The sequence below is a fragment of the Pseudomonas arabinosi genome (genome assembly GCF_047758675.1).
Classification (GTDB): domain Bacteria; phylum Pseudomonadota; class Gammaproteobacteria; order Pseudomonadales; family Pseudomonadaceae; genus Aquipseudomonas; species Aquipseudomonas arabinosi.
Window position 1 is genome coordinate 6,147,500 of the sequence record NZ_CP180480.1, and the last position, 17,553, is coordinate 6,165,052.

Consider the following 17,553-nt stretch of genomic DNA (forward strand, 5'->3'; position numbering starts at 1 on the left):
TGGGAGCGGGCTTGCTCGCGAAGGCGGACTGACAGTCAACGAAGAACTAATTGGTTACTTACTGCTTCCAGCGATCCGCCGCCGCATGATCGCTGTCACGCCCTTCAACCCAACGCGACCCGTCAGGGGTGTTTTCTTTCTTCCAGAACGGTGCGCGGGTTTTCAGGTAGTCCATGACAAAGGCGCAGGCGTCGAACGCGGCCTGGCGGTGGGCGCTGGCGGCGCCGACGAAGACGATCGGCTCCCCCGGCTCCAGGGCGCCGATGCGATGCAGCACTTCAAGTTTGAGCAGCGGCCAGCGCTGCTCGGCCTCTGTGGCGATCTTGGCGAGGGCTTTTTCGGTCATGCCCGGGTAGTGTTCAAGGAACATCCCGGCGACGTCGAGTCCGTCATTGAAGTCGCGAACATAGCCGACAAAACTCACCACCGCACCAACACCCACATTGGAGGCGTGCATGGCATTGACTTCAGCACCCGGATCGAACGCCGTGGATTGCACGCGAATCGCCATGGCTCAGCCTCCGGTCACGGTCGGGAAAAAGGCCACTTCATCGCCATCGCTCACCGGCTCATCGAGCTGGCACAGGTCTTCGTTGCGGGCGCACATCAGGTTCTGTTCGCTCAGCACATCCGCACCGTCCCGCTGGGCCAACAGTGCACGCACATCGTCGACGGTGGCGAAGTTGCCTTCGACCTTCACTGAGTCCACGCCGAGCGCTTCACGGTAACGGGCAAAAAACTTCACGGTGACGTTCATGGTTGATCCGCCTGGAAATGGCCGCTCTTGCCGCCGAGTTTCTCCAGCAGGCGCACGCTTTCAATAGTCATGCCGCGATCCACGGCCTTGCACATGTCATAGATAGTCAGCGCCGCGACGCTGGCGGCGGTCAGGGCTTCCATCTCCACGCCGGTTTGTCCGGACAACTTGCAGCGCGCAACGATGCGTACGGTGTCGTCGCCTTCGGCACTGAGCTCGACCTTGACGCCGGTGAGCAGCAGCGGATGACACAGAGGGATCAGATCGCTGGTTTTCTTCGCGGCCTGAATGCCGGCGATACGCGCCACGGCGAACACATCACCCTTGGGGTGACCGCCGCTGACGATCATCTGCAGGGTTTCGGGCAGCATGCGCACCAGCGCTTGGGCCGTTGCTTCACGGAACGTCACGGCTTTTTCAGTGACGTCGACCATATTGGCGCGACCTTGGGAATCGAGATGAGTCAGCACAGGGATACTCCTGATCAGGAGCCCCGATTGTAAACCTGTGGGTCAAAATTCCGCACGTTTGATTATCGAGCCACCACACATACCCTGTGGGAGCGAGCTTGCTCCCACAGGGTTATGTGTTGGGCATAAAAAAACCGGGCGGCTTTGGGCCGCCCGGTTTTGGTGAGGGTTTACAAATGCGATTCGGCGTATTCGGCCAGAATCGAACGTGGCACCCCTTGCAGGGTGATGTGTACACCGTTGGGGAAATCCTTGAAGCGTTCTGTCAGGTACGTCAGCCCGGAACTGGTCGCGGACAGGTAAGGGGTGTCGATCTGCGCCAGGTTGCCCAGGCACACCACTTTGGAACCGGCGCCGGCACGGGTGATGATGGTTTTCATCTGGTGCGGCGTGAGGTTCTGGCATTCATCGATCAGGATCAGACTCTGCTGGAAGCTGCGGCCTCGAATGTAGTTGAGGGATTTGAACTGCAACGGCACTTTGCTGAGGATGTAATCGACACTGCCATGGGTGTTTTCGTCATCCATGTGCAAGGCTTCGAGGTTGTCGGTGATGGCGCCCAGCCAAGGCTCCATTTTTTCCGCTTCAGTGCCGGGCAGGAAACCGATCTCCTGGTCCAGGCCCTGCACGCTACGGGTCGCGATGATCCGGCGATAGCGTTTGCTGACCATGGTCTGCTCGATCGCCGCCGCCAGTGCGAGGATGGTTTTACCGGAACCCGCTGCCCCGGTCAGGTTGACCAGGTGGATATCCGGATCGAGCAAGGCGTACAGCGCCAGGCTTTGATAGATGTCACGCGGTTTCAGGCCCCAGGCTTCCTGGTGCAACAGGGGTTCCTGATGCAGGTCGAGAATCAGCAGCTTGTCTTCCTCGATCTCCTTGATCCAGCCGACAAAGCCCTGTTCATCGATGATGAACTCGTTGACGTGCACCGCCGGCAGGTTGTCGATCAACTGCACCTGGTGCCAGGTGCGGCCATGATCCTGACGGGTGTCGACATTCCTCACTCGGTCCCAGAAGGAGCCGGTCATGTTGTGATAACCGTTGGGCAGCAGCGACACGTCGTCAACCAGTTGGTCGGTGCTGTAGTCCTCGGCCGCGATCCCGCAAGCCCGGGCCTTGAGGCGCATGTTGATGTCTTTGGTGACCAGCACCACGGGCAGCTTTGGTTCGCGTGCGTGCAGGTCGATCAACTGGTTGATGATGATGTTGTCGTTCAGGTGCTCGGGCAGAATGATGTTCGGTTCGGCACGTTTGCTCATCAAAATTGACAGCAAACCCTTGGGCCCACTCTTGCCGCGCTGGATCGGCACACCGAGTTCGACATCTTCGGGGCTGGCATCGCCCAAGGTCTTGTCGATCAGGCGAATCGCCTGACGGCATTCTGCAGCCACGCTGTGATGCCCGCTCTTGAGCTTGTCGAGCTCCTCAAGCACGGTCATCGGGATGGCGACATGGTGTTCTTCGAAGTTAAGCAGGGCGTTTGGATCGTGAATCAATACGTTGGTATCGAGTACATAAAGGATTGGCTGGTTGGAGGAAGAACTACGTCCGTGATCATCCATACTCGGTCACCTTTGTGGGAGCCAGTCGACGCAATACCGTTACAGTGCTGCGCCTCGAAGTGGCCACCGAATTCACCTGCGAGGATTCAAGTGAACTGCACACAAATTGGGGTCTTGGAAGACGCCACCTGTGTTGCAGGTTTCGGCGGTCTGTCTTCGTAATACTCCAAAACCTGTGACAGAAAAAAGTACTTTGACGTTTTTTTGAAGTTTATTTTTCAGAGTGACCAATAGCACTAGGCGGATTGCCATCACCCCGTTAAAGTCGGAAGTCCGCCTGCACCGAATTCTCTCCCAAAACCACCCCTCCCCCAATGTTTACGGACTTTCGTCGTTTTCAGCGAAACGCGTCCTGACAGTCTTCCCAGCCGATTCCGCTTTGCGCCGTTTGCGTGATGAGCCAGGGCATCGCCGTTTTCAGCACATCCTGCTTCACGTTGAAGTTGATCACCCCGTGGCGCCACAACAACATCAAACTCAACACCCGCTGGCCGCTCTGATTGGCTTTCAGCTTGCCCGCACCGTCCTGGGCATCGATATCCCACAGCGCCACCTGCAAGCCCTGGGATTTGAAGAATCCTTCAGCGTCAGACCGACGCTGGCCATCGGGCGGCCGAAACAATGGCACGTAGTTCTCGGGCAGTTTGCTTTTGACCAGTTCGACGCTGCGTCGCACCGAGTCCTGCCAGTCCTGCCAGTGGCTGTGGGAGCGAAATTCCCAGCCTTGTGCGCCAATGCACTGCTTCGAGTACGTCGCTTGCAGGCTGGCTACCGAACGATCGGCCAGACGGGCCTGGATGTCCTTGCCGAGGACGAAGAACGTGCCACTCATGTTCGACTTGCGCAGGTATTCCGTGGCCCAGGCGGTGTTATCCGGCGCGGCATTGGCGGCACTGTCGAAGGTCAGCAAAAACAGCCGGTCATGCATCTGATCGCCGTTGCGTTCATAGTCGCCAAAACGATCGACTTCGCTGCTGGTTTGCGGAAACAGCGCTGCCTTGCGCAACTGCTCGTCCAGATACTGGGCGTGGAACAGTCGGCTCGGCTCGGCCCACTTTATGTAGTAGCTCTCATCGCTGACCTGAAACTTGGCGGCTTGCTGGCGCAGGGTGTCCATGTCCTCGACCAGAAAACAGAAGGAGGCATCCTGATCGCAGCTCTGCTGGGCGTAGTTGTAGTTGGTCAGCAGCCGCTGCCACATGCGCTGGCGCAGGTTGTTGATCGATTCCAGATTGACCGTGCGCAACCCCAGGCGCTGGGCCAGGCTCACTTCATCCAGGGATTCGCTGGCCAACAGGACGCGAGAAAACATGAGGATCTCGGCTCGTGACGCCACATCAAACAGGGTCGGGCTGTTGAGCTGTTCAGGCCAGGTGCTGCGATCAAGCGTTGCCACATCGCCCGACGCCGCCATGGCACCAAAGCTCAACAGCCAGGCCGAGAATAGAAAAACGATACGCAATGGGATGTCTCCATAACAAAACCCGCGCGGCACTATATCGCGGGAAGATCAAAAGATCGCAGCCTCGCTTCGCTCGACAGCTCCTACAGATGTACGCGCACTGTAGGAGCTGTCGAGCGAAGCGAGGCTGCGATCTTGTTCCATGACACCATCGATCACCTATGACGCTCATAGCTGGAGTCAACAAGGACAACCCCCTAGAATCGCCCCCACGATTAAAGGAGACGACTTCATGCTGATGGTGATTTCCCCCGCCAAGACCCTCGATTACGAAACACCGCCGGCGACCCAGCGCTTCACCCAGCCACAATACCTCGACCATTCCCAGGAGCTGATCCTGCAATTGCGCGAGCTGGCCCCTTCGCAGATCAGCGAGTTGATGCACGTCTCCGACAAGATCGGCGGGCTCAACGCCGCGCGTTTCGGCAGCTGGACGCCCGCATTCACTCCGGAAAACGCCAAGCAGGCACTGCTCGCCTTCAAGGGCGACGTCTACACCGGGTTGAATGCACAAACCTTCAGCGAGGCCGATTTCGATTACGCCCAGCAGCACTTGCGCATGTTGTCCGGCCTGTACGGCCTGCTGCGCCCACTGGACCTGATGCAGCCGTATCGACTGGAGATGGGCACCAAACTGGCGAATGCCCGCGGCAAGGACTTGTATGCCTTCTGGGGCACACGCATCAGCGAATGGCTGAACGAAGCCTTGGCCGATCAAGGTGATGACGTGCTACTGAACCTGGCCTCCAACGAGTACTTCTCGGCGGTCAAACGCAACGCCCTGAACGCGCGCATCATCAATACCGACTTCAAGGATCTGAAGAACGGCCAGTACAAGATCATCAGCTTCTACGCGAAAAAGGCCCGCGGCATGATGAGTCGCTTCGTCATTGAAGAGCGCATCAACGACCCGCAAGCCCTCAAGCAGTTCGATGTACAAGGTTATCGCTACAGCGCCGAGCAGTCTAAACCGGACAATCTGGTGTTCCTGCGCGACCACGCACCCGAGTAAATATCCGGTTGGCGCACGCCTCATTAACGGGTCGTGCGCCACGTCCAATCGTCCAACAATTCCTCGCCTCACTCGTCACTTTACTGACGTCAAAAATCAATCACCCGATTTTCTAACTTTAGTTTCACTCGACTTTGTTGAATTTTTTCAGTAGTGGCACTGAAATTTTTTATCGGTAGTGGCACATAACTATCTAATCCGCCAATAACCCTATGTATAAAGGGCGAAACAGGTGTTGCTATCAATATGAAAGCAGTGCCATCTTTTTCAATATTTCAAGAAATTTCTGAATTCGCGATGGGCGGACAGGAACTATGTCCAAATGCGTCGTTCATACCACCGGTAACCATTATCTCTGAGCTTGTACGAGATAACTTACGCAGAGAAGAGATTCACGTAGCAAAGTTGTCACATTAACTTCTGCTTACTGATTCCTGATTTGGGCAACACATGAAGGATAGGAGATAAACATCATAAATATCCCCTACAAGGCCAAGGCTGCGCCCCTATAAACGTGCTCACCTGAGCACCCAACCGCTTGATTTACGGGCTTCTGGCCTGGCTTTGAGCGCGCAAGACCTTTGCACGAATGTCTTCTGATTAGAAGATCTGCTGCATAACAGGGCACGCCATAACAATAAAAGCCTAGTTGCGCACATCTTGAGTGCACTTATTTAGACACTCGGAACTTATATGCCTGCACGCGGCATTGTGACGCCTTTAAGGCGCACTTCCGAGTGCACTATCACCGCTGAACACCATTAACTCCGGCCATGTAATGGCTTGATAAACACAGAGGTAATTGCGATGCGCATCAGCATATTTGGTTTGGGTTACGTCGGCGCAGTATGTGCCGGTTGCCTGTCTGCACGGGGCCATGACGTCGTTGGCGTCGATGTTGCCAAAGACAAAATCGATATGATCAACGCCGGTAAATCGCCGATCGTTGAACCGGGTCTGGGCGAGCTTCTGCAGAAGGGTATCGAGACGGGCAAATTGCGCGGCACGACCAACTTCGCCGAGGCGATTCGCGACACCGACCTGTCGATGATCTGCGTCGGCACGCCGAGCAAGAAGAACGGCGACCTGGAACTGAACTACATCGAAGCCGTGTGCCGCGAGATCGGTTTTGTCCTGCGTGACAAGACCACCCGTCACACCATCGTGGTTCGCAGCACCGTACTGCCAGGCACTGTGGCAAACGTAGTGATCCCGATCCTCGAAGACTGCTCCGGCAAGAAAGCCGGTGTCGACTTCGGTGTTGCAGTGAACCCTGAGTTCCTGCGTGAAAGCACTGCGATCGCCGATTACGACCTGCCGCCAATGACCGTCATCGGCGAGTTCGACAAGGCAAGCGGCGACGTTCTGCAATCGCTGTACGAAGAACTCGACGCTCCGATCATCCGCAAGGACATCGCAGTGGCCGAGATGATCAAGTACACCTGCAACGTGTGGCACGCCACCAAGGTGACCTTCGCCAACGAGATCGGCAACATCGCCAAGGCTGTCGGCGTCGATGGCCGCGAAGTGATGGAAGTGGTCTGCCAGGACAAGACGCTGAACCTGTCCCAGTACTACATGCGCCCTGGTTTCGCGTTCGGCGGTTCCTGCCTGCCGAAAGACGTTCGCGCCCTGACCTACCGCGCCGGTTCCCTGGACGTGGAAGCACCGCTGCTGAACTCGTTGATGCGCAGTAACGAGTCCCAGGTGCAGAACGCCTTCGACATCGTCACCAGCCACGGCAAACGCAAAGTCGCCCTGCTGGGTCTGAGTTTCAAGGCCGGCACTGACGACCTGCGCGAAAGCCCGCTGGTTGATCTGGCGGAAATGCTGATCGGCAAGGGTTACGACCTGAGCATCTACGACACCAACGTCGAATACGCCCGTGTCCACGGTGCGAACAAGGATTACATCGAGTCGAAGATCCCTCACGTCTCGTCCTTGCTCAACGCCGATTTCGACGACGTGATCAACAACTCCGACGTGATCATCCTCGGCAACCGTGACGAGAAATTCCGCGCCCTGGCGCAGAACGCTCCACACGGCAAGCAAGTGATCGACCTGGTCGGTTTCATGTCCCAAGCCACCAACGTGAGTGGCAGGACTGAAGGCATCTGCTGGTAATGCGGTCGTAGGAGCTGTCGAGTGAAACGAGGCTGCGATCTTTCCAGGTCCACTTGAGTTTCAAGCGAAAGATCAAGAGATCGCAGGCTTCGCCAGCTCCTACAGGATTTCTGGCGTCATCCGGACCGGATGTCGCCAGTTTTCGTAAGCCTGCCTTAACCCCATCGGGCCACCCCACAGGCTCGCCCGAGATAGAGACGGATGCAGATTATGCACAGGCTAAAGCACGGCCTACTTCAGGTCGCCGGTTGGCTGTTTTACTTAAGTATTTTGATGGGCATCGCCATGGCGTTGCCTGCGTCCACGTTCGACTCCGAGTCGAAGGACTTCATCTTCCTGATCGGTATCGTCGGTATCTGGCGCTACTCGATGGGTGCTACGCACTTTTTGCGCGGCATGCTGTTTCTGTACGTGGTCTACCCGCACCTGCGGCGCAAAGTGCGCAAGCTGGGTAAAGCGGCAGACCCGTCCCATGTGTTTCTGATGGTCACCAGTTTTCGTATCGACGCACTGACCACCGCCCAGGTCTACGCCTCGGTGATTCGCGAAGCGATCGACTGCGGCCTGCCGACCACCATGGTCTGCTCCATCGTGGAAATGTCCGATGAGAAGCTGGTGAAAAGCCTTTGGACCAAAATGAATCCACCGGCTCGCGTCAAGCTCGACTTCGTGCGCATTCCCGGCACCGGTAAGCGCGACGGCCTGGCTTACGGTTTCCGCGCCATCTCCCGCCATCTGCCGGACGACCGCGCCGTGGTTGCAGTGATCGATGGCGACACCGTGCTCGCTGAAGGCGTCGTGCTCAAGACCGTGCCGTGGTTCCAGATGTTCGGCAATGTCGGCGGCCTGACCACCAACGAGTTCTGCGAAGTGCGCGGCGGCTACATCATGAGCGAGTGGCACAAACTGCGCTTCGCCCAGCGCCACATCAACATGTGCTCAATGGCCCTGTCCAAGCGCGTGCTGACCATGACCGGGCGGATGTCGGTATTCCGCGCCACTGTGGTGACCAACCCGGACTTCATCGCCGACGTGGAAAGCGACTCGCTGCAACACTGGCGCCTGGGTCGCTTCAAGTTCCTTACCGGTGATGACAAGTCGAGCTGGTTCAGCTTGATGCGCCTGGGCTACGACACGTTTTATGTGCCAGACGCCGCCATTCACACCGTGGAACACCCGCCGGAAAAAAGCTTCATCAAGGCCAGTCGCAAACTGATGTTCCGCTGGTACGGCAACAACCTGCGGCAGAACTCCCGCGCCTTGGGCCTGGGGATGAAACGTCTCGGCCTGTTCACTTCGGTGGTGCTGTTCGACCAGCGTGTGTCGATGTGGACGTCGCTGCTGGGCCTGACCGTCGCGCTCATCGCCACCTTCAAATACGGCGCCGCGTTCATCCTGGTTTACCTGCTGTGGATCGGCATTACCCGCCTGATCCTGACCGTGCTGCTGTCTTTGTCCGGTCACACGATCGGCCCGGCCTACCCGGCGATTCTCTATTACAACCAGATCGTCGGCGCGCTGGTGAAGATCTACGTGTTCTTCCGCCTCGACCGACAGTCCTGGACTCGCCAGCCCACTTCCCTGACCCGTGATCTCGCCAGCTTTCAAGGTTGGTTCAACACTTGGTCGTCTCGGACCATGACCTTCTCCGCCGGCAGCATTTTTGTTGCTGTGCTGCTGATGATGGTCTGACCGAACTCGCCTGAATTAACTAGGAAATCGTCCATATGAATACCGCCGTCAACGCCAACGTAGTGCATGAATCAGAAGCCCAGCGCCAGCACGCCCGGGTGAAAATCCCTGCCAAGCTGCGCTTCTACGGTCCTGACCGGACCCCGGTAGAAGCCCGGGTCATCGACCTCTCCGCTGGCGGCCTGGCTTTCAACGCCGGTCAGCTGCCATTGAAGATCGGCGATGTGTACAAGGCTCGCCTGCAGTTCGTTATCGATAACCTCGGCCTGGCCATGGACGTCGAGTTACTGGTGCGCTCCCACGACCGCGAAACCGGTCGTACCGGTTGCCAGTTCCAGAACCTCGAATCCCAGGACATTTCCACCCTGCGCCACCTGATCACTTCTCACCTGGCCGGCGACATCGTCACCATGGGTGAAGTGCTGGCCACCCTGCAACGCGACAACTTCACCAAGGCGCGCAAGAACAAGGATGGCGGCCACGGCATGACCCCGTTCGGTCGCCTGCGTGCAGTGACCTTCAGCCTCGCGATTTTCCTCGTCGGCCTGACGGCATTCGGCTTCATCTTCAAGTCGGTGTACGGCATGTACTTCGTCAGCCACGCCCAGGCCGGTCTGGTCAGCGTAGCGGGCATGAACATCACCATGCCGCGCGACGGCACGGTGCAGAGCCTGATCAAGGCCGACGGCGTTGCCGCCAAAGGCGCGCCGCTGGCGACCTTCAGCACCAGCATGCTCGATGTGCTCAAGGGCCATCTTGACGACAATCAATTACAACCGGCCAAGGTTGAAGAACTGTTCGGCAAGCAAATGACCGGCACCCTGACGTCGCCGTGCGATTGCACCGTAGCGCAGCAACTGGTCGCCGACGGTCAGTACGCCAACAAGGGCGACGTGATCTTCCAACTGGTGCCGCGTAACAGCGAAGCCAACATTGAAGCGCGCTTCTCCTATCGCCAGTTCGGCGACGTGCTGCCAGGCAGCTCGGTCAGCTTCCAGATCGCCGGCGAAGACAAAACCCGCTCCGGCACGATCGTCAGCAGCACCAGCCTGAAAAGCGCCGACCTGTCGTCCGACATCCGCGTGCAGATCAAGCCTGACGAGCCGCTGGACAGCAAATTCGCCGGTCGCCCGGTTGAAGTCAACGCCACCCGTGGTCCGAACCTGAACTGGCTGATCGACAAAGCCATGGCCGCCGGTCGTTAAAAACAAGAGGACATGCCCGTGACTAGCCCACTCAGAATCCTGCCAGTCCCGCTGACTCTGGCCATGGCAATTGCCCTGGCCGGATGCGCCGGCCTGCCCGACCAGCGTCTGGCCAACGAAGCCCTCAAGCGCGGTGATACCACGCTGGCGGCGCAGAATTACCAGCAACTGGCAGACCTGGGCTACAGCGAAGCACAGGTTGGCCTCGCCGATATCCAGGTCGACAGCCGTGACCCGGCGCAGCTCAAGAAAGCCGAGGCGACTTATCGCGCTGCGGCCAGCGTCTCGCCGCGAGCCCAGGCTCGCCTGGGTCGTCTGCTGGTGGCCAAACCCGGCTCTACCGAAGCCGAACAGCACGAAGCCGAAGGCCTGTTGAAGAAAGCCACTGCCGCAGGCGAAGGCAACACCCTGATCCCGCTGGCCATGCTTTACCTGCAATACTCGCACAGTTTCCCGAACGTCAATGCGCAACAGCAGATCAGTCAATGGCGCGCCGAAGGCAAGCCGGAAGCGGGCCTGGCCCAAGTGCTGCTCTATCGCACCCAGGGCACTTACGACCAGCATCTGGACGAAGTGGAAACGATCTGCAAAGCCGCGTTGAATACCACCGACATCTGCTACGTCGAACTGGCCACGGTTTATCAGAAAAAAGCCCAGCCAGAGAAACAGGCCGAGCTGATCAAGCAAATGCAAGCCGCTCAGGCTCGCGGCGCGGTTTCCGCCCAGCGGGTGGACAGCGTGGCTCGTGTACTGGGCGATGCATCCCTGGGCACGACCGATGAGAAAACCGCTCAGTCGCTGCTGGAAGGTATCGCACCCGGCTACCCCGCTTCCTGGGTCAGCCTGGCGCAACTGCTCTACGACTTCCCGGAACTGGGTGACGTCGACACGATGATGAAGTACCTGGACAACGGCCGTGCCGCCGACCAGCCGCGCGCCGAACTGTTGCTGGGCAAGCTCTACTACGAAGGCAAAATGGTCCCGGCCGACGCGAAGGTCGCCGAAGAACATTTCAAGAAAGCCGTCGACAGAGAAGTGGCCGCCGATTACTACCTCGGCCAGATCTACCGTCGCGGTTACCTGGGCAAGGTCTATTCGCAAAAAGCGCTGGATCACCTGCTCAAGGCTGCGCGTAACGGCCAGAACAGCGCCGACTTCGCCATTGCCCAACTGTTCTCCCAAGGCAAGGGCACCCGGCCCGACCCGCTTAACGCTTATGTCTTCAGCCAATTGGCCAAAGCCCAGAACACCCCGCAAGCCACCGAGCTTGCGCAAACACTCGAAGCCCAACTGCCGCCTGCCCAGCTCGCCGAGGCCCAACGCCTGTTGAAACAAGAACAGGCCGTTCGTGGTGCCTTGAGTCAGAACACGCTGGAACTGCATGCCCTGGAAGAAGAAGACGGCGAGGAATCCCTATGAAGTTGAATCCATTCGTTAAGGCCGGTATTGGCCTGTCATTCGCCCTGCTGTGGTCGTGCCCGACCCTGGCGGCCCTGACTGAAAGCAAGAACTACGGCCTTGACGTGAAAGTCACCGCCCAGTCCGAAGACGACACTGACCTCGGTACGGCGAGCGGCGGCGACGTCAACGGCGTCGGCCTCGACCTGCGTCCATGGATTTATGGCGAGAGCGGCGCTTGGAGCGGCTACGCCATGGGTCAGGCCGTGACGTCCACCGACATCATCGAGACGGACACCCTGCAACAGTCCGACAGCGACGGCACCCAGGCCACCGACAGCGGTGATCGCAAGAGCAAGAAAAACTACCTGGCGATGCGTGAGTTCTGGGTCGGCTACAGCGGCCTTACGCCCTACCCCGGCGAGATTCTCAAGCTCGGTCGTCAGCGCCTGCGCAATGACGACGGCCAATGGCGCGACACCAACATCGAAGCCCTGAACTGGACCTTCGACACCACCCTGTTGCGCGCCAACGCCGGTGTTGCCGAGCGCTTCAGCGAGTACCGCACCGACCTCACAGAGCTCGCACCCAAGGACAAGGATCGCCTGCACGCTTACGCCGATGCGGCGTACCAGTGGAACCCGGGTAACTGGGTCGGCATTCGTGGTCACCACACTCACGATGACGGCAAGCTCGATACCGCGCAGCCAGGCGTTCCCGCCGATTCTCTGGACAAGAAAGAGAACGGCGATATCAGCTGGATCGGCCTTACTGCCGACAGCGATGCCTATAACTGGCGCAACACCAACACCGTCAATTACTGGGGCAGCGTGACCGGTATGAGCGGCGACCGCGAGAAGGTCAACCCGCTCAACGCCGATGGCACCGCTCCAGCACAAGCCAAAACCAGTGGCGATGTTGATGGCTGGGCCACGGACCTGGGCGTGCGTCTGCGCCTCGATCCGCAATGGCAAGTCGGTGCAGCCTATGCCCGTGCCAGTGCCGATTACGAACAGAACGGCCTGCAAAGCAACCGCTCGAACTACACCGGTACCCGCTCGCGGGTTCACCGTTTCGGCGAAGCCTTCCGTGGCGAAACGAACAACATGCAGAGCGCTACCTTGTTCGGTTCGTGGATGCTCAACGACGAATACGACGCCAGTGTGATCTACCACAAATTCTGGCGCGTCGACGGCAACAAGCCGGTCGGCAGCAACGGCATCAACGCCGTCCAGAACGACACCGACGACGTGACCGGCGCCGTGCTCTCCAGCACGTCCCTGCCGTTGGAAGATGGCAACAAAGACCTCGGCCAGGAAATGGACGTGGTCGTCACCAAGTACTTCAAGCAAGGCCTGCTGCCCGCCTCCTTGAGCCAGTCGATCGATGAGCCTTCGGCCCTGGTGCGGTTGCGTGGCGGTGTGTTCAAGCCCGGCGATGCGTATGGCAAAGGCGTCGACTCGTACATGCACCGCGCGTTTATCGACGTGATCTGGCGCTTCTGATGCGAACCGCTAAGGGAGTTCCTGACATGAACAGTCCGAAGAGAGGCTCGATAACCTTGCTGGCCGGCGCGATGTTGCTGGCCAGCACGGCAGCCTTCGCCTCAGTGGAGCCGGCCTCGCCCGTTCAAAAAGGGCAACCGGCGACCATTGCAAAAGGGTTGCAACAGGCCAAGACCTACACCGTCAGCAGCGCCCCGACCGCGCCGCTGGAGTTGGCCAAGCCGAAACTGCCGGACACCTCCGGCTACACCGCCGAAGCCATCGCTGCGAAAGTCGTGCGCACCAAGCCCGGCAAGATCAGTGTGCGCCGGATGATGCAGGAAAACGCCCTGAAGGACTTCATCGGCGGCGATAACAAGATGGCCGAATGGGTGGTGCGTCAGCACGGTATCCCGCAGGCCATCTTCGTCGACGACGGCTACATGAACCTCAAGGATCTGGCCAAGAAAGTACCCAAGCAGTACTTCAGCGAAACCTCGCCGGGTGTGTTCCTGGCGAAGTTGCCGATCGTGGTGGGTGAGAAAGGCATCCTGGAAATCGACAAGCAGACCCAGGAACTGCGCCTGTCCCAAGAGGGCGGTTCGTTCCTGGTCAACGACGGCCAGTTGTTTGTGCGTGATACCAAAATCACTGGCTGGAGCGAGAAGGCAAACGGCCCGGCGGTCTTCAAGTCGCCGAAGGAATTCCGTCCGTTCCTGCTGTCCTGGGGCGGCACCCAGACCTACATCGCCAACAGCAAGATCGCCAGTTTCGGCTACGCCAACAGTAAGTCCTATGGCGTGAGTATTTCCCAATACACGCCGAACATGGCCAAGGTGCTCAAGCGCCCTGAACCGAGCGGCTGGATCGTCGGCTCCGAGTTCTCGGACATGTGGTACGGCTTCTACTGCTACGAAACCCGCGACTTTGTGGTCAAGGGCAACACCTACAAAGACAACATCGTCTACGGCATTGACCCGCATGACCGTTCCCACGGTCTGATCATTGCCGACAACACGGTGTTCGGGACCAAGAAGAAGCACGGGATCATTATTTCCCGCGAAGTGAACGACAGTTTCATCTTCAACAACCGCAGCTACGACAACAAATTGTCGGGCCTGGTGATCGACCGTAACAGCGTCAACAACCTGATCGCCTACAACGAGATCTACAAGAACCACACCGACGGCATCACCCTCTACGAGAGTGGCGACAACCTGTTGTGGGGCAACAAAGTGATCAGCAACAAGCGCCACGGCATCCGGATTCGTAACAGCGTGAACATCCGCCTCTACGAAAACCTGTCCATGGCCAACGGCCTGACCGGTGTCTACGGACACATCAAGGACCTGACCGACACCGACCGTGACATCAAGCTCGACCCGTTCGATGCCCAGGTGTCCCTGATCGTGGTCGGCGGCGAACTGGCCGGCAACGGCAGCGGCCCGCTGTCCATCGACTCGCCGCTGAGCGTCGAGTTGTATCGCGTGTCCATGCTCGCACCGACCAAATCCAGCGGCATCAGCTTCAACGGGATTCTCGGCGAGCGCCAGGATGAAATTCTCGACCTGCTGGTGCGCCAGCAGAAAGCCGTGCTGATCGACCCTGTCGAACGCCAGACCGAAATGCGGGACTGAGGATAATTTTATGCACTCACACTTGATCAAATTACTCAGCTTGTCGGCCCTGACCGCCGGCATTCTCGCGGCCAGCGGCGGCGCTCGTGCCGATGAAGCCAAAGCACCGGCCTTCAGCGCCGAACCGTGCTGCAACCTGTGCCCGGAAGCCCACGACGCGAAGAACTACACCACGCGTTACCAGCAGAACTTCACCACGCTGGTGCAGGCTCAGGGCGATTGGCTGTTCCGTACGCAAGAAGACTTGCGCACCGAGTTCGACACCACACCCGCCGGCTACAAACGCATGAAAGAACTGCACGATGCGTTCAAGAGCAAAGGCATTGAACTGGTCATCGTTTACCAGCCGACCCGTGGTCTGGTGAACCGCAACAAGCTCAACCCGGAAGACAAGGCCAAGTTCGATTTCGACAAGGCCTTGAGGAACTACAAGACCATGCTCGGGCGTTTCGCCGCCATGGGCTACACCGTGCCGGACCTGTCACCGCTGACCAACGAGTCGCTGCCTGACACCCTGCCGGCCCACGATTTCTACTTCCAGGGCGACCAACACTGGACGCCATATGGCGCCCAACGCACGGCGAAAATCGTCGGCGAGAAAATCAAGCAATTGCCTGAGTTCGCTGACGTTCCGAAGCGCGAATTCGAGAGCCATAAGTCGGGTCGCATGGGCAAGACCGGAACGTTACACAACATGGCTGGTCAACTCTGTGGCACTAGCTACGCGATCCAGTACATGGATCAGTTCACCACCGAGCCGAAAGGCGAAGCAGCTGATGGCGATCTGTTCAGCGATTCCGGAAATCCGGAGATCACCCTGGTCGGCACCAGCCACAGCGGCAAGAACTACAACTTCGCCGGTTTCCTTGAAGAGGCCATCGGCGCCGACATCCTCAACGTGGCGTTCCCCGGCGGTGGCCTGGAAGGTTCGATGCTGCAGTACCTGGGCAGCGAAGAGTTCCAGACCAAGCCGCCGAAGATTCTGATCTGGGAATTCTCGCCGCTCTATCGCCTCGACCAGGAAACCATCTACCGCCAGATGATGGCGCTGCTGGACAACGGTTGCGAAGGAAAGGATGCACAGATGACCGGCAGCACCACGTTGAAACCGGGCAAAAACGAATTGATGGTCAACAGCAAGAACCTGAACCTGCAAAACAGCAGTCACCAGGTTGATATCCGCTTCGCCGATCCGTCGGTGAAAACTCTGCAAGCCACCCTCTGGTACATGAACGGTCGCCACGAGGACATCAAGATCGATAAACCGGAAACCTCCGATACCGACGGGCGTTTCGCCTTTGAGTTGCGCACGGACGAAGACTGGGCCTCGCAGAATCTGCTGGCCGTCGAAATCCAGGGCCCTGAAGCAGGTGCCGCGCCACAGAAAGTCGAAGCGAAAATCTGCAAACGCAACGTGTTCCCCGGCGCTGGGCAGCGTACCGCTCAGGCCGGGCAATGAGGCAACTCTTATGACATGCATGCAAACCCGAACTTTGAAAAGATTGATCGCGCCCTCCCTGCTGACTCTGGCGATGTTCGCCGGAGCCACCCAGGCCGCCGCGCCACTGCGTCCACCCCAGGGGTACTTCGCGCCGATTGAAAAAGTCAAAACCGGCGGCAAGAGCGAAGGCTGTGATGCGATGCCGACGCCGTACACCGGCTCGCTGCAATTTCGCAGCAAATACGAAGGTTCCGACAAGGCCCGTTCGACCCTGAACGAGGCATCGGAAAAAGCCTTCCGCGACACCACGGCCGACATCACCAAGATTGAGCGCGGCACCAGCAAGCGCGTAATGCAGTACATGCGTGACGGGCGTCCGGAACAGCTGGAATGCACCCTGAATTGGTTGACCGCCTGGGCCAAGGCCGATGCGTTGATGTCCAAGGACTTCAACCACACCGGCAAGTCCATGCGCAAATGGGCGTTGGGCAGCATGGCGTCGTCCTATATCCGCCTGAAGTTCTCCGAGTCGCAGCCGTTGGCGAACCACCAGCAAGAGGCGCAGTTGATTGAAGCCTGGTTCAGCAAAATGGCTGATCAGGTGGTCAGCGATTGGGACAACCTGCCGCTGGAAAAAACCAACAACCACTCGTACTGGTCCGCCTGGTCGGTGATGGCAACGTCCATCGCCACCAACCGCCGCGATCTGTTCGACTGGTCGGTGAAGGAATTCAAGGTCGGCGCCAATCAGATTGACGCCCAGGGTTTCCTGCCCAACGAACTCAAGCGCCAGCAACGCGCCCTCGCCTATCACAACTATGCCCTGCCGCCGCTGGCGATGATCGCCAGTTTCGCTCAGGTCAACGGCGTGGACTTGCGTCAGGAAAACAACGGCGCATTGAAACGACTGGGTGATCGAGTGCTCGCCGGTGTCGAAGACCCGGAAGAATTCGAGAACAAGAACGGTAAGGAACAGGACATGACCGATCTGAAAGACGACTCGAAATTCTCCTGGCTCGAACCGTTCTGCACGCTCTACACCTGCTCGCCGGATGTGCTTGAGAAAAAGCACGAGATGCAGCCGTTCAAGACTTTTCGCCTCGGGGGTGACCTGACCAAGGTCTACGACCCGGCGAATGAGAAGGGCAAAAAAGGCTCCTAGCGCCAAACGCAAAACCTGTGGGAGCGAGCTTGCTCGCGATGACTGAGTGTCAGTCGACATCGATGCTGAATATCAGATCGCTATCGCGAGCAGGCTCACTCCCACAGGGTCAGTGCAAGATTTGAGTTGAGTGATATTCCCCCG

General features: G+C 58.5%; 14 protein-coding genes. 9 read left to right on the forward strand and 5 right to left on the reverse strand.

All coding sequences use genetic code 11. The features are described 5' to 3' along the window. Positions 1-58: 58 nt before the first annotated feature. From moaE to ACMXYJ_RS28625, 5 genes are all read right to left on the reverse strand, one after another. The gene (gene moaE, locus ACMXYJ_RS28605) at positions 59-511 is read right to left on the reverse strand and encodes a molybdopterin synthase catalytic subunit MoaE (RefSeq protein WP_415757844.1); all 453 of its coding nucleotides are present in this window, start codon (positions 509-511) and stop codon (positions 59-61) included. A 3-nt stretch (positions 512-514) separates the two neighbouring features. Beyond that, entirely contained in the window at positions 515-757 is a 243-nt protein-coding gene (gene moaD / locus ACMXYJ_RS28610) for a molybdopterin converting factor subunit 1 (RefSeq protein ID WP_415757845.1), read from the reverse strand. Next, entirely contained in the window at positions 754-1,227 is a 474-nt protein-coding gene (moaC, locus tag ACMXYJ_RS28615; protein WP_033061025.1) for a cyclic pyranopterin monophosphate synthase MoaC, read from the reverse strand. Before moaC ends, moaD begins: the two co-directional genes overlap by 4 nt. 170 nt (positions 1,228-1,397) lie before the next feature. After that, positions 1,398-2,792: a PhoH family protein gene (locus ACMXYJ_RS28620; protein WP_046045946.1), complete on the reverse strand. Its 1,395-nt coding sequence runs from the start codon at positions 2,790-2,792 to the stop codon at positions 1,398-1,400. Between the two features lie 337 nt (positions 2,793-3,129). Beyond that, positions 3,130-4,254 (reverse strand): polysaccharide deacetylase family protein, encoded by a 1,125-nt coding sequence (locus ACMXYJ_RS28625; protein ID WP_415757846.1) that lies wholly within the window; start codon positions 4,252-4,254, stop codon positions 3,130-3,132. A 232-nt stretch (positions 4,255-4,486) separates the two neighbouring features. On the opposite strand from ACMXYJ_RS28625, the gene yaaA reads away from it, so the two are divergent. The 9 genes from yaaA (at position 4,487) to ACMXYJ_RS28670 (ending at position 17,409) form a co-directional block, all read left to right on the forward strand. Then, positions 4,487-5,266 carry a peroxide stress protein YaaA gene (gene yaaA, locus ACMXYJ_RS28630; RefSeq protein ID WP_415757847.1) on the forward strand — a complete coding sequence of 260 codons (780 nt, stop codon included), beginning with the start codon at positions 4,487-4,489 and terminating at the stop codon, positions 5,264-5,266. Between the two features lie 807 nt (positions 5,267-6,073). Next, positions 6,074-7,390, forward strand: a complete 1,317-nt coding sequence (locus tag ACMXYJ_RS28635; protein ID WP_309676360.1) for a nucleotide sugar dehydrogenase — start codon at positions 6,074-6,076, stop codon at positions 7,388-7,390. A gap of 210 nt (positions 7,391-7,600) precedes the next feature. Then, positions 7,601-9,082 carry a mannuronan synthase gene (gene alg8 / locus ACMXYJ_RS28640; RefSeq protein WP_415757848.1) on the forward strand — a complete coding sequence of 494 codons (1,482 nt, stop codon included), beginning with the start codon at positions 7,601-7,603 and terminating at the stop codon, positions 9,080-9,082. A gap of 35 nt (positions 9,083-9,117) precedes the next feature. Continuing rightward, entirely contained in the window at positions 9,118-10,287 is a 1,170-nt protein-coding gene (locus ACMXYJ_RS28645) for a PilZ domain-containing protein (RefSeq protein ID WP_415757849.1), read from the forward strand. Positions 10,288-10,299: 12 nt separating this feature from the next. Next, positions 10,300-11,706, forward strand: coding sequence for an alginate biosynthesis TPR repeat lipoprotein AlgK (algK, locus tag ACMXYJ_RS28650; RefSeq protein ID WP_415757850.1), 1,407 nt, complete (start codon positions 10,300-10,302; stop codon positions 11,704-11,706). Further along, on the forward strand, positions 11,703-13,190 hold the full coding sequence (locus ACMXYJ_RS28655; RefSeq protein WP_415757851.1) for an alginate export family protein: 1,488 nt from the start codon (positions 11,703-11,705) through the stop codon (positions 13,188-13,190). The genes algK and ACMXYJ_RS28655 overlap by 4 nt, the downstream gene beginning before the upstream one ends. A gap of 26 nt (positions 13,191-13,216) precedes the next feature. Continuing rightward, positions 13,217-14,806: a mannuronan 5-epimerase AlgG gene (gene algG, locus ACMXYJ_RS28660; RefSeq protein ID WP_415757852.1), complete on the forward strand. Its 1,590-nt coding sequence runs from the start codon at positions 13,217-13,219 to the stop codon at positions 14,804-14,806. Positions 14,807-14,816: 10 nt separating this feature from the next. Further along, positions 14,817-16,265: an alginate O-acetyltransferase gene (locus ACMXYJ_RS28665; protein WP_415757853.1), complete on the forward strand. Its 1,449-nt coding sequence runs from the start codon at positions 14,817-14,819 to the stop codon at positions 16,263-16,265. Positions 16,266-16,275: 10 nt separating this feature from the next. Next, positions 16,276-17,409 (forward strand): mannuronate-specific alginate lyase, encoded by a 1,134-nt coding sequence (locus ACMXYJ_RS28670; protein ID WP_415757855.1) that lies wholly within the window; start codon positions 16,276-16,278, stop codon positions 17,407-17,409. Positions 17,410-17,553: the final 144 nt, after the last annotated feature.

What these genes read in the sequence shown, in the direction of transcription:
- algK (WP_415757850.1), top strand. Translation starts at nt 10,300, where the DNA reads ATGCCCGTGACTAGCCCACTCAGAATCCTGCCAGTCCCGCTGACTCTG.
- yaaA (WP_415757847.1), top strand. Translation starts at nt 4,487, where the DNA reads ATGCTGATGGTGATTTCCCCCGCCAAGACCCTCGATTACGAAACACCG.
- ACMXYJ_RS28645 (WP_415757849.1), top strand. Translation starts at nt 9,118, where the DNA reads ATGAATACCGCCGTCAACGCCAACGTAGTGCATGAATCAGAAGCCCAG.
- ACMXYJ_RS28670 (WP_415757855.1), top strand. Translation starts at nt 16,276, where the DNA reads ATGACATGCATGCAAACCCGAACTTTGAAAAGATTGATCGCGCCCTCC.
- ACMXYJ_RS28665 (WP_415757853.1), top strand. Translation starts at nt 14,817, where the DNA reads ATGCACTCACACTTGATCAAATTACTCAGCTTGTCGGCCCTGACCGCC.
- moaE (WP_415757844.1), bottom strand. Translation starts at nt 511, where the DNA reads ATGGCGATTCGCGTGCAATCCACGGCGTTCGATCCGGGTGCTGAAGTC.
- alg8 (WP_415757848.1), top strand. Translation starts at nt 7,601, where the DNA reads ATGCACAGGCTAAAGCACGGCCTACTTCAGGTCGCCGGTTGGCTGTTT.
- ACMXYJ_RS28635 (WP_309676360.1), top strand. Translation starts at nt 6,074, where the DNA reads ATGCGCATCAGCATATTTGGTTTGGGTTACGTCGGCGCAGTATGTGCC.
- ACMXYJ_RS28620 (WP_046045946.1), bottom strand. Translation starts at nt 2,792, where the DNA reads ATGGATGATCACGGACGTAGTTCTTCCTCCAACCAGCCAATCCTTTAT.
- algG (WP_415757852.1), top strand. Translation starts at nt 13,217, where the DNA reads ATGAACAGTCCGAAGAGAGGCTCGATAACCTTGCTGGCCGGCGCGATG.
- moaD (WP_415757845.1), bottom strand. Translation starts at nt 757, where the DNA reads ATGAACGTCACCGTGAAGTTTTTTGCCCGTTACCGTGAAGCGCTCGGC.
- ACMXYJ_RS28655 (WP_415757851.1), top strand. Translation starts at nt 11,703, where the DNA reads ATGAAGTTGAATCCATTCGTTAAGGCCGGTATTGGCCTGTCATTCGCC.